Origin of the sequence: Burkholderia dolosa (genome assembly GCF_902499135.1) — a bacterium.
GTDB lineage: Bacteria > Pseudomonadota > Gammaproteobacteria > Burkholderiales > Burkholderiaceae > Burkholderia > Burkholderia dolosa.
Genome location: NZ_CABVPR010000072.1, coordinates 17,743 through 29,711 on the forward strand (window position 1 = coordinate 17,743; position 11,969 = coordinate 29,711).

General features: G+C 68.9%; 11 protein-coding genes. 6 read left to right on the forward strand and 5 right to left on the reverse strand.

The window, feature by feature from the left end:
- Positions 1-27: 27 nt before the first annotated feature.
- The 3 genes from BUB20358_RS24175 to BUB20358_RS24185 all read right to left on the reverse strand — a co-directional run bounded on the left by BUB20358_RS24175 (position 28) and on the right by BUB20358_RS24185 (position 3,057).
- Complete coding sequence (locus BUB20358_RS24175; RefSeq protein ID WP_006763225.1) at positions 28-990, reverse strand: LysR family transcriptional regulator; 963 nt, start codon at positions 988-990, stop codon at positions 28-30.
- A gap of 177 nt (positions 991-1,167) precedes the next feature.
- The gene (locus BUB20358_RS24180) at positions 1,168-2,244 is read right to left on the reverse strand and encodes a porin (RefSeq protein ID WP_006763224.1); all 1,077 of its coding nucleotides are present in this window, start codon (positions 2,242-2,244) and stop codon (positions 1,168-1,170) included.
- A gap of 342 nt (positions 2,245-2,586) precedes the next feature.
- Positions 2,587-3,057, reverse strand: a complete 471-nt coding sequence (locus BUB20358_RS24185; protein WP_035973250.1) for a hypothetical protein — start codon at positions 3,055-3,057, stop codon at positions 2,587-2,589.
- Positions 3,058-3,425: 368 nt separating this feature from the next.
- On the opposite strand from BUB20358_RS24185, the gene BUB20358_RS24190 reads away from it, so the two are divergent.
- The 6 genes from BUB20358_RS24190 to BUB20358_RS24215 all read left to right on the forward strand — a co-directional run bounded on the left by BUB20358_RS24190 (position 3,426) and on the right by BUB20358_RS24215 (position 10,412).
- Complete coding sequence (locus BUB20358_RS24190) at positions 3,426-4,472, forward strand: bile acid:sodium symporter family protein (RefSeq protein ID WP_035973249.1); 1,047 nt, start codon at positions 3,426-3,428, stop codon at positions 4,470-4,472.
- Positions 4,473-4,664: 192 nt separating this feature from the next.
- Positions 4,665-6,503 (forward strand): EAL domain-containing protein, encoded by a 1,839-nt coding sequence (locus BUB20358_RS24195; RefSeq protein ID WP_006763221.1) that lies wholly within the window; start codon positions 4,665-4,667, stop codon positions 6,501-6,503.
- A 195-nt stretch (positions 6,504-6,698) separates the two neighbouring features.
- Positions 6,699-7,718, forward strand: a complete 1,020-nt coding sequence (locus BUB20358_RS24200) for a LacI family DNA-binding transcriptional regulator (protein WP_006763220.1) — start codon at positions 6,699-6,701, stop codon at positions 7,716-7,718.
- Complete coding sequence (locus BUB20358_RS24205) at positions 7,715-8,995, forward strand: AGE family epimerase/isomerase (protein WP_006763219.1); 1,281 nt, start codon at positions 7,715-7,717, stop codon at positions 8,993-8,995. The genes BUB20358_RS24200 and BUB20358_RS24205 overlap by 4 nt, the downstream gene beginning before the upstream one ends.
- On the forward strand, positions 8,992-9,900 hold the full coding sequence (locus BUB20358_RS24210) for a carbohydrate kinase family protein (protein WP_035971604.1): 909 nt from the start codon (positions 8,992-8,994) through the stop codon (positions 9,898-9,900). The genes BUB20358_RS24205 and BUB20358_RS24210 overlap by 4 nt, the downstream gene beginning before the upstream one ends.
- Positions 9,901-10,190: 290 nt before the next feature.
- On the forward strand, positions 10,191-10,412 hold the full coding sequence (locus BUB20358_RS24215) for a hypothetical protein (protein ID WP_006763217.1): 222 nt from the start codon (positions 10,191-10,193) through the stop codon (positions 10,410-10,412).
- 22 nt (positions 10,413-10,434) lie between these two features.
- Here the strand turns inward: BUB20358_RS24215 and BUB20358_RS24220 are convergent, their stop codons facing one another.
- The gene (locus tag BUB20358_RS24220; protein ID WP_006763216.1) at positions 10,435-10,629 is read right to left on the reverse strand and encodes a DUF2905 domain-containing protein; all 195 of its coding nucleotides are present in this window, start codon (positions 10,627-10,629) and stop codon (positions 10,435-10,437) included.
- Between the two features lie 12 nt (positions 10,630-10,641).
- On the reverse strand, positions 10,642-11,832 hold the full coding sequence (locus BUB20358_RS24225) for a class I SAM-dependent methyltransferase (RefSeq protein ID WP_035971603.1): 1,191 nt from the start codon (positions 11,830-11,832) through the stop codon (positions 10,642-10,644).
- Positions 11,833-11,969: the final 137 nt, after the last annotated feature.

The following is an 11,969-nucleotide window of genomic DNA, read 5'->3' on the forward strand; positions in this document are numbered from 1 at the left end:
GCCGACGCGGCGCGCGGCTGATGCCGGTCAGCCTGCGCGCTTGATCCGCGTGATCGGCAGCACGCGCAGCCGCGATTCGATCGACGGACACAGCGACTGCCCTTCGAAACGCGTCGCGAGGAAGTCGACGAACGAACGCACTTTCGCGGACACGTGCCGGCGGCTCGCATACACCGCGTAGATCGGCGCCTCGTGCGGCGGCACCGCATCCAGCAGCAGCGGCACGAGCCGGCCGGACTCGATGTCGTCGCCGACCACCTCGGTGCCGAGCAGCGCGATGCCCGCGCCCGCGAGCACGGCCGCGCGCAGCCCTTCGAGATGATTGACGATCAGGTTGCCGTTCAGCGTCACGCGCGATGCGGCGGCCGCGTCGATCACGAGCGAGTCGAGCATCGTCGAGTTCGAATCGCGCCGCAGGTAGTTGTGGGTCGCGAGATCGCCGATCGTCTGCGGCGTGCCGTGCTTCGCCAGATAGTCGGGCGACGCGACGAGCAGGATGTGCGCGGTCGCGATCTGCCGCGCGACGAGCGACGACGACTTCAGTCCGTTCGGCGCCGCGCGCACCGCGACGTCGTAGCCTTCCTCGATCAGATCGACGACGCGGTCGGACAGCGTCATGTCGACCGTCACGTCCGGGAATCGCGCCGCGTAGTCGGTGACGGCCTGCATCACGTGCCGCAGCCCGAACGCGGACAGCGACGTCACGCGCAGGCGGCCTTGCGGCACGACGCTCGCGGCGCCGACCGCCTGCCCCGCTTCGTCGAGTTCGGACAGCGCCTGCACGAGGCGCTCGTAATATTCGCGTCCGGCCTCGGTGGGCGCGACGCGTCGCGTCGTGCGATGCAGCAGCCGCGCGCCGAGCTGCTGCTCGAGATGCATCACGTGCTTGCTCGCCATCGCAGCCGACATCTGCATGCGCTCCGCCGCGCCGACGAAGCTGCCCACTTCGACGACGTAGCGAAACACATTCATGCTGACGAGGGTATCCATCGAACTAGCTCGCAATTCCGGGAAATCGTGCAATTACGAGATAGGGTAACAAAGGCACGGAAACACAAAGGTCAAGAAACGCAAAACGGCACCGCGATGTGGCGCCGTTTGGGCGTGAAGGCATGGGGTCGGACGCGCGACGTGCGGCGTACGCGCGCCGCGCAACAGGCGAATGCGTCAGAACTTCGCGCGAATGCCGGCGCCGAACGTGTTGCCGTTCGACAGACCGCTGATGTGGTCGTTCATGTACGCAGCGTAGACGTCCGTGCGCTTCGACAGCGGATAGTCGTAGCCGATCGCCCAGGTCTGACGCGTCTGGTCGAGGCCGCCCGCGTCGCGCGAATACGCGTACGACGCCATCGCGCTGCCGACGCCGATCGGCACCGATACGCCGCCTTGCGCGGTGTTCACGTGCCAGCTGCCGGCGACCTGGTCGTTCTTCGTATACATGTACTGGCCGAACAGCTTCACGTACTTCAGGTCGTACGTCGCGCCGACCTGCGCGATGCCCTGACTCTTCATCCCGGCGACCAGCGCGCCGAGGTCGCGCGGGCCGTTGTTGAAGTTCACGTACTGATAGACGGCGGTCGCCGCGAACGGACCGTTCGCGTAGTTGAACTGCGCGCTCCACTTCTTCGAGCCGTTGTCGCCGGCCTGGTTGCCGAACGCGTACATCGCGCCGAAGTTCAGCCCGCCGAACGCGGGCGACGTATACGACACCGCGTTGTCCCAGCCCGAATCGCCGACCGCGCCCTGGTCGCTCGGATAGGTCGGGAACGTGCCGAGGCCGAGGAACACGTGGTACACCATCGGCGAGAACGTGTACGAGTCGTAGAACGGGTTGAACAGGATCGTCGACAGGAACAGGTGCGTGGTCAGCCGGCCTGCCGTCACCGTGCCGTACGGCGAGCTGACGCCGACGTACGCGTTGCGTGCGAAGAACGTGTCGCCGGTGAAGCGGCCGTATTGGCCGTTCTGCGCGCGGAAGAAGCTCTCGAGCGTGAAGATCGCCTTGTAGCCGTTACCGAGATCCTCGGCACCGTGCAGCCCCCAGTACGACGTCGACATCCCGCCGCCCGACACGTTCCATGCGCGATCGCTGCCCGGAAACTTGGTCGCGCCGATCCATTCGTCGACCTGACCGTAGAGCGACACGCTCGATTGGGCGTGGACGGGGGCGGCAGCGGCCACGCAGGCGGCCGCGGCGATCAGCTTGACGGACGTGCGCGACGCACGGCGAGCGATTGCTTTCATGAGATCTCCAGGTTTTGTCGAAGTCGATGAGTGGCGCGAGCGTTGTTGTGTGGAGCCGATGCTTGCGTCGTATTGGGGCGCAGCCATCTTTACGGATCACGGGTCCGGTCAAAATTGCGCGCACTTATTGCGGGTATAGCGGCGGCATTAACTTCGCGGAATCGATACGAGATGGGCGGGCCGTGGTGGCCCATGCGGAAGCGCTCGCGCACCGGGGGGCGGCGCGGCGCGCGCGTGCCGGGCGCGAAAGATAGCGCAATGCAGCGGGAAAATCAGCGGAAATATGCGCGCGACTGTTGCGGATTCGCATCAGCCGGCCGGCATGCGCGGCCGGGCGCGCGCTCAGTTGCGGTAGAACGGCGAGAAAAACGGCGAATGCGCGGGCTCTTCCTGCGAGCGGGGCGGCGGCATCGGACGCCCGCCGCGCTCCTCGTTGTAGCGCGCGACATCCGCACGGATCGAGCCGGCGCGCAGCGGCACGTTGCTGCCGGCCGGCGGGCGCGGCATCTGGCGCGCGTCCGCACTGATCGGCCGATACGGGTTCTGCGCCGCGTAGTGGCCGTACGACGGCGTCGGGCGCAGGCCCCATCGCGATCCGGCGCCGTTCACGCCGACGGCCGGCGGCGCGGCACGGCGCCACACGGGCGGGCCGCCGGCCGGCTGGCCGTACGCGTGCATGTCGCCGCCGCCGAAGCCGTGTCCGCCGAACGTGTGACCGCCGCGCGGCGGCTGCGCGAACGCAAGCGGCACCAGCAGCGCGCCGAGCACGCCTGCCGCCCATCGTCCGATCTTCCGTTTTGCCCGTTCCGCCATCGTCAGTGCCTGTTTCATGCCTGCGGTCGGCGTTCTGAAACCGACGCAAGGCTTTCATCAGTAATTTATGAGCGGTCCGAAAATGTGTCGAGCCAAAAAGTGTTAGGTCGCGGGCATCGGTGTAACACCATGTTACTGCTAGGTTTTTTCGCTCCGACTCGCGATTTTTGCAGCATGTTCGGGTGCCGTTTCGGCGCTGTTTCAGCGCACGTTTCGGCGTAGCCCGGCCGCGTTTATCAGCGCCCTTTCATGCCCGCGTTTCATCAATCGATTCACACAATGAATTTGTTTATTGAATGTCGAGCCGGGACAATGTCGCTATCTGCGCGCGCGATGCGCGCTTTCGTCGTTTCCGATTCGAGTTTCCGATGGCCCGTCCCCGTTTTCTCCCCGACAACTTCACGCTCGCGCTCGTCGGCACCGTCGTGCTGGCGAGCCTGCTGCCATGCCGCGGCGCGGCCGCGCACGCATTCGACTGGGCGACCAACATCGCGGTCGGCCTGCTGTTCTTTCTGCACGGCGCGAAGCTGTCGCGCGAAGCCGTCGTCGCCGGCGCCACGCACTGGCGGCTGCATGCGGTGGTGCTGCTCAGCACGTTCGCGCTGTTTCCGCTGCTCGGCCTCGCGCTGAAGCCGGTGCTGCAGCCGCTCGTCACGCCCGCGCTGTATGCGGGCGTGCTGTTTCTGTGCACGCTGCCGTCGACGGTCCAGTCGTCGATCGCGTTCACGTCGATCGCGAAGGGCAACGTGCCGGCGGCCGTATGTGCGGCATCCGCGTCGAGCCTGCTCGGCATCTTCGTGACGCCGGCGCTCGTCGGACTGATGATCACGTCGCAGTCGGCCGCGGCCGCGTCGCCGTGGAGCACGGTCGGCAGCATCGTGATGCAGCTGCTCGTGCCGTTCATTGCGGGGCAGTTGCTGCGGCCGGCGATCGGCGGCTGGATCGAGCGCAATCGCGGCGTGCTGCGCTTCGTCGATCAGGGCTCGATCCTGCTCGTCGTCTATGTCGCGTTCAGCGAGGCCGTGAACCAGGGGCTGTGGCACCAGATTCCGCCGCGCGCGCTCGGCGGGCTGCTGATCGTCAACGTCGTGCTGCTCGTGATCGCGCTGCTGCTGACCGCGTTCGTCGGCAAACGGCTCGGCTTCAACCGCGCGGACCGGATCACGATCATCTTCTGCGGGTCGAAGAAGAGCCTCGCGGCCGGCGTGCCGATGGCGAAGGTGATCTTCTCGTCGCATGCGGTCGGCGCGATCGTGCTGCCGCTGATGCTGTTCCACCAGATTCAGCTGATGGCTTGCGCGGCGCTCGCGCAGCGCTGGGGCGCGCGCGACACGAGCGGCGAGCGCGAAGCGGGCCGCGACGGCGCGGGCAAGGCCGCGCGCGCGTCCGGTGCGCTGAACGCCGGCAAACGCTGACGCGACGAAGGCGGGCTGACGGCTCGCCTGTCGCCTCTCGCCTGTCGCCTCTTGCGTCCGGCGTCCGTCGCCCGGCGCCCGTCATAAAACGACGCGCATCGGCAACGCGCATCGCGTCACAAAATCTTCATTCAACTCTTCGCGAGCGCTGCCGTTAAGCCGGATGTCCCGACGTTCCGGCTGCCCTCGCCCATGTCCGCGCCCTCATCCGACTCCGCTGTCGCCCGTACCACGCGCCTGATCGCGGATCACGCGCTCGCCGCCGTCTTTCAGCCGATCGTCGATCTCGGGTCGGGCACCGTGGTCGGCTACGAAGGGCTGATCCGCGGTCCGCGCGGCACCGATCTCGAGCAGCCCGTCGCGCTGTTCGCGCAAGCGGCCCGCGACGGCGCAACCGTCGCGCTCGAACAGGCCGCCGCGCTCACCTGTCTCGACGCGTTCGCCGCGCTCGGCTGCGACGGCAAGCTGTTCCTCAACTTCAGCGCCGGCACGATCGTGCAGCTCGCGCGCGAACGCGAGCGCGCGCGGCTGCTGCTCGGCCGCGCGGGGGTCGGCGCGGAGCGCATCGTGATCGAGCTGACCGAGCAGAGCGCGACGACCGACGTCGCGCAGATCGTGCCGGCGATCACGTCGCTGCGCGACGCCGGGATGCAGTTCGCGCTCGACGATTACGGCACCGCGAACGCCAGCATGAATCTCTGGCTGCGGCTGCATCCCGACGTCGTGAAGATCGACCGGTTCTTCATCCACGACATCTCGCGCGACCCGCTGAAGTTCGAGGCCGTGAAGGCGATGCAGCATTTCGCGCACGCGAGCGGCGCAAAGCTGATCGCGGAAGGCATCGAGAACGAATGCGACCTGATCGTCGTGCGCGACATGGGAATCAACTGCGTGCAGGGCTTTCTGCTCGGCCGGCCGAACGCGCAGCCGTCGCCGGTCGTCGCGCCGGCCGCGCGCGACGCGATCCGCGCGCCGCACATCGCCGTGTTCCCCGGCGCGACGCGTCCCGCGCGCCCGGCCGGCACCATCGCCGCGAAGATGCTGGTTCCCGCGCCGGCGCTGCCGCGCGACGCGACGAGCAACGACGTGCTCGCGCTGTTCAACCGGATGCCGGACCTGCACGCGGTCGCGCTCGTCGAACGCGGCCGCCCGGTCGCGCTGGTGAACCGCCGCGGCTTCATCGACCGTTTCGCGCTGCCGTACCACCGCGAGGTGTTCGGCAAGAAGCCGTGCGTGCAGTTCGCGAACGACGCGCCGCTGACGATCGACGTCGCGACGACGTTCGAGCAGCTCGCGATGCTGCTCGCGACGCACGATCAGCGCTATCTCGCGGACGGCTTCGTGATCACCGAAGACGGCCGCTACGTCGGGCTCGGCACCGGCGAGAGCCTGGTGCGCGCGGTGACCGAGATGCGGATCGAAGCCGCGCGCTATGCGAATCCGCTGACGTTCCTGCCCGGCAACATCCCGATCAGCGCGCATATCGATCGTCTGCTCGCGCGCGACGCCGGCTTTCATGCGTGCTACGTCGATCTGAACCAGTTCAAGCCGTTCAACGATCAGTACGGATACTGGCAGGGCGACGAAGTGCTGAAGTTCGCCGCGGCGGTGCTCGCGGGCGTGAGCGACCCGCAGCGCGATTTCCTCGGGCACGTCGGCGGCGACGATTTCCTCGTGCTGTTCCAGAGCGACGACTGGCATGCGCGCGCGGCATCCGCGATCGCGCAGTTCAACGACGGCGCGAAGCGCTTCTACACGCAGGCCGACCGGCTCGCCGGCGGGCTGCGCGGCGAAGACCGCCACGGCAACCCCGCGTTCTTCGGCTTCGTGACGATGGCGATCGGCGCGGTCGGCGTGCCGGCCGGCGGGCACCGCGCGATGCGCTACGGCAGCGACGAGATCGCGTCGGTCGCGGCGCTCGCGAAACGGCGCGCGAAACAGCAGCCCGACGGACTCGCGCTCGTCGATCTCGACGCGGGCCGCGCCGCACTGCGCGATCGCGGCGAAACGCCGCCCGCGTCGATCGGCTGACGCTGCGTCGCTGCGTGTTGCCGCGCGGCCGTACTGTCCTTTTCCCGATTTGTTTAGTATTTTTAGTGACGGTGTTTTCGTAGATTAGCGCGTAAAACGCGGCGATTTTCGGGTATTCCCGGGTTATCGGGCCCGAATTCCGGCGCGAGTTTTACTATACAATCGCCGTCACCCTAAACAAACCGGATCCGGACGATGGGCACCACCATTCGCGACGTCGCGCGAGCGGCAGAGGTCTCGATCGGCACCGTCTCGCGCGCGCTGAAAAACCAGCCGGGGCTGTCCGAAGCCACGCGCGCGCGCGTCGTCGAGGTCGCGCAGCGGCTCGGCTACGATCCGGCGCAGCTGCGCCCGCGCATCCGCCGGCTGACGTTCCTGCTGCACCGGCAGCACAACCGCTTTCCGGCGAGTCCGTTCTTCTCGCACGTGCTGCACGGCGTCGAAGACGCATGCCGCGAGCGCGGCATCGTGCCGACGCTGCTGACCGTCGGCCCGAACGACGACGTGCTGCGCCAGATGCGGCCGCACGCGCCCGACGCGATCGCGGTGGCCGGCTTCATCGAGCCGGAAACGATCGAGGCGCTCGCCGCGACCGGCCGCCCGCTCGTGCTGATCGACCTGTGGGCGCCCGGCCTGCGCTCGGTCAACATCGACAATGCGGCCGGCGCGGCGCTCGCGATGCGGCATCTGCTCGCGACGGGCCGCTCGCGGATCGCGTTCATCGGCGGCTCGCCCGCGCACTACAGCATCGCGCAGCGCGCGATCGGCTATCGCCGCGCGTTCTTCGAGGCCGGCCGGCTGTTCGACCCTGCATACGAAGTGACGATCGACGCGGGGCTCGACCCGGACACCGGCGCGGCCCGTGCGATGCAGCAGCTGCTCGATGCGCCCGACCTGCGGCCGGACGCGGTGTTCGCGTACAACGACGCCGCGGCGCTCGCCGCGCAGCGCGTATGCATCGCGCGCGGGCTGCGGATTCCGGACGACATCGCGATCGTCGGCTTCGACGACATTCCCGCCGCCGCGCATGCGACGCCGCCGCTCACGACGCTCGCCGTCGACAAGGAAGCGCTCGGCCGCCGCGGCGTCGAACTGCTGCTCGCCGAAGCGCCCGAGCGCACCGAAATCTCCGTGCCCGTCGAGCTGATCGTACGGGCCAGCAGCCAGCCCGCCGGCTCCCCGGCATTCGATACCGCTACGGTCAACGCATCATGAACATGCCACCGGTCCGACCCTCCCCGCCCGCCGCGGCCGCGCCCGCGCAAACCGCGCCGTTCGTCGCGAACTTCCGCGATCCGTCGTTCCTGCTGTCGCACGTCGAGGACACGCTGCGCTTCTACGCGCCGAACGCGCTCGATCCGACGGGCGGCTTCCACCACTACTTCCGCGACGACGGCAGCATCTACAACCACACGTCGCGCCACCTCGTCAGCAGTTGCCGGTTCGTCTTCAACTACGCGATGGCGTACCGGCACTTCGGCGATCCGCGCCACCTCGAATACGCGCGCCACGGGCTGCGCTTCCTGCGCGACGCACACTGGGACGAAGCGCTGCAGGGCTACGACTGGGAACTCGAGTGGCGCGACGGCGCGAAGCAGGCGACGCTCGACGGCACGCGCCACTGCTACGGGCTCGCGTTCGTGCTGCTCGCGGCCGCACACGCGACGATGGCCGGCATCGAAGAAGCGCGTCCGCTGATCGCCGCGACCTACGAGCTCGCCGAGCACCGTTTCTGGGACGCGGCCGCCGGCCTCTATGCGGACGACGCGACGCCGAACTGGAACGTGTCGTCGTACCGCGGCCAGAACGCGAACATGCACATGACCGAAGCGCTGCTTGCCGCGTACGAGGCGACCGGCCACGTGACGTACCTCGACCGCGCGGAAAAGGTCGCGACGCACATCACGCAACGCCAGGCGGCGCTCGCCGGCGGGCTCGTGTGGGAGCACTACCATGCGGACTGGTCGGTCGACTGGGACTACAACAAGGAAGACAGCTCGAACATCTTCCGTCCGTGGGGCTTCCAGCCCGGCCATCAGACCGAATGGGCGAAGCTGCTGCTGATCCTCGAACGCCATCGCCCGCTCGACTGGCTCGTGCCGCGCGCGACCGAGCTGTTCGATGCGGCGCTCGCGCACGCGTGGGACGCCGATCACGGCGGCCTGTGCTACGGCTTCGGCCCCGACTTCACGATCTGCGACCACAACAAGTACTTCTGGGTGCAGGCGGAAACCTTCGCGGCCGCCGCGATGCTCGGCGCGCGCACCGGCAGCGAGCGCTTCTGGGACTGGTACGACGAGATCTGGCGCTACAGCTGGGCGCATTTCGTCGATCACCGCTACGGCGCGTGGTACCGGATCCTCACGTGCGACAACCGCAAGTACAGCGACGAGAAGAGCCCGGCCGGCAAGACCGACTATCACACGATGGGCGCGTGCTACGACGTGCTCGCGACCCTCGCGCGCACGGCGCGCAGCGAGTCGACGCAATGAGCGGCGGCACGTTTCCGGCTTTCGTGTCGGCGGGCGACATCCTGACCGACATGGTGCGCGCGGGCGACGCGCAGTGGACGTCGGTGCCGGGCGGCGCCGGCTGGAACGTCGCGCGCGCGGTTGCGCGGCTCGGCGTGCCGAGCGCGCTCGCCGGCTCGATCGGCGAGGACTGCTTCTCCGACGTGCTGTGGCGCACGAGCGACGCGGCCGGGCTCGACCTGCGCTTCCTGCAGCGCGTCGCGCGGCCGCCGCTGCTCGCGATCGTCCACGAGACGCGCCCGCCCGCGTACTTCTTCATCGGCGAAGCGAGCGCCGATCTCGCGTTCGATCCCGCGCGGCTGCCGGCCGGCTGGACCGATCACGTGAAGTGGGCGCATTTCGGCTGCATCAGCCTCGTGCGCGAGCCGCTCGCCGGCACGCTGATCGCGCTCGCGACCGACCTGCATGCGCGCGGCGTGAAAATCAGCTTCGATCCGAACGTCCGGAACCTGATGACGGCCGCGTACCGGCCGACGCTCGAGAAGATGGCCGCGCTCGCCGATCTGACCAAGGTGTCCGACGAGGATCTGCGCCATCTGTTCGGCAGCGACGGCGCCGACGCGGTCGATGCCGTGCGCGCGCTGAATCCGCGTGCGGCCGTATTCGTCACGCGCGGTGCGCAGGCGGCGACGCTGTACGCGGACGGCGAAGTGCACGAGGCCGCGCCGCCGCGCGTCGAGGTCGCCGACACCGTCGGCGCGGGCGACGCGTCGATCGGCGGCATGCTGTTCAGCCTGATGGCGACGCCGCAGCGATCGTGGCGCGAGCATCTGGCGTTCGCGGTCGCCGCCGGCGCCGCCGCGTGCCGGCACACGGGCGCGCATGCGCCGACGCTCGACGAGGTCGTCGCGCTGCTCGAGTCGTGATGGGCGCGCATAGCGCGGCGCGGTCCGGCGTTTTCGCGTGTCGTTGAAGTAGCGCGGCGCGTGCGGCGTTTGCCGGCTTCGGCGCTGCCGGCGGAAAACGGTCCGCTGCTAGCACCGGCTTATGCGGGCGCGGAGCACCGGCACGTGCCGGCATACGACGGCCCGCGGATCGCCGACCGCGCACCGCGCATGCCGTCGCGCGGCGCGCGCCGCGCCGCCCCGCCGCACAAACCGCTGTACATGCTGCGCCGCAGTGCTACGATGAAACGTCCTTTTGCGGGAGAAGCATCATGGACACGAACACGTTCACGAAAGGCATCTACACGGCCAAGGCGCACACGCAGCAGGCGGACAACGGGCAATTCCAGGGCTACGTGATCCTCGCGCGGGACGACGGCGACGGCACGGAGAACGTGCGTTACGACGTCCACACGACGAGTTCGAGCGAGCAAGAGGCGTTCGACGAGGCGAAGGCGCTCGCGCACCGGATCCTCGGCGAGATCGAGCTGTAACGCGCGCGGCAGCCGGCGCGGCTCAGACGAGCCGCGCGATCATCGACACCAGCATCGTCAGCACCAGCGTCGACATGAACGGAAACGGGTAGCGCCGCCCGCCGAACGTCAGCGTGACGTCGCCCGGCATCCGGCCGATCCCGAGCTTGTCGAGCCAGGGCCAGCAGCGCGTCAGGATCATCACCGCGACGAACGACGCCATCAGCCAGCGCAGCATGTCGGCCGCCCGTCAGAGCGCGTGCGACCGGTCGCCGCGCGCGAACGCGTCGAGCGTGCCGTCGATGCCGCGCGAGAACGCGATCACCTTGAACAGCTCGCCCATCTCCGCTTCGGAAATCAGCTTCTGCACCGCGTTCGCGGCCGGCAGGAACTGCATCGTTTCGGACGGATCGATCGCGGCGAGCGCGTCGGTGATGCCGGCGTTCAGCAGAAACCGCGCCTGCGACGTGTAGCCGAGCAGATCCGCGCCGGCGGCGGTGCCGGCCTCGTAGATGCCGGTGAATTCCACGTGCGCGGTGATGTCCTGCAGGCCCGGATACAGGAACGGATCGTCGTGCGCATGATGCCGGTAGTGGCACATCAGCGTGCCGCGGTCGCGCTGCGGGTGGTAGTACTCGTGCGCGGGAAAACCGTAATCGACGAGCAGCACCGCGCCGCGCGCGAGCATCGTGCAGACGGTCCTGACAAACGCGAGCGCGGCCTCGTGCGTCTCGGTCACGTAGCCGTCGTCGACGTCGAGGCCGGCGAGCGCCGGCGGCAGCGCGTCCGGCGCGGTCTCCCGATCGTCGAACACGAACGCGTGCCGCGCGTCGAGCGCCACGCCGCGTTCGCGCCACGTGCCGCCGGCCTTCGCGAACAGCCGCACCGGCATCGCGTCGAGCACCTCGTTGCCGATCACGACGCCTTCGAAGCGTTCGGGTAGCGCGTCGAGCCAGCGCACCTTCGCGGCCTGCGCCGGCGCGGCGGCGGCGATCGTGTCGCGCTGCCGTTCGCGCAGCTCGCCGGATAGATCGACGATCAGATATTCGTCGAGCGCCGCGCCGAGCGCGTCGAGCGACGCGAGCAGCCCCGCCGCGAGCTTGCCGGTGCCCGCGCCGAACTCCATCACGCGCCGCGTACCGCTCGCTTCGAGCGCCTGCGCGACCGGCTGCGCGAGCGTCTGCGCGAACAGCGGCGACAACTCGGGCGCGGTGACGAAATCGCTGCCGTCGTCGGCGCGGCGGCCGAACTTGCGCGCGCCGCCGCTGTAGTAGCCGAGGCCCGGCGCATACAGCGCGCGCTCCATGAAGCGGTCGAACGGCAGCCAGCCGCCGGCGGCCGCGATCTCGTCGCGCAACTGCGCGGTCAGCGTTTCGGACTGCGCGAGCGCGTCGGGGCCGGGAGCAGGTAAACTAGCGGGTTCGTGAGCTTTCGGGTTCATCCCGGCATTGTAAATGACCGTTTCAGCCGATACGTCGCCGCAGCGCACGGTGCTCGTCGCGGGCGCGCTGGGCAGCGCGGGCGACGCCGCGTCGCTCGGCCGCGCGCGCGCGATCGCGTTCGCGCGGCGCGGCTGGG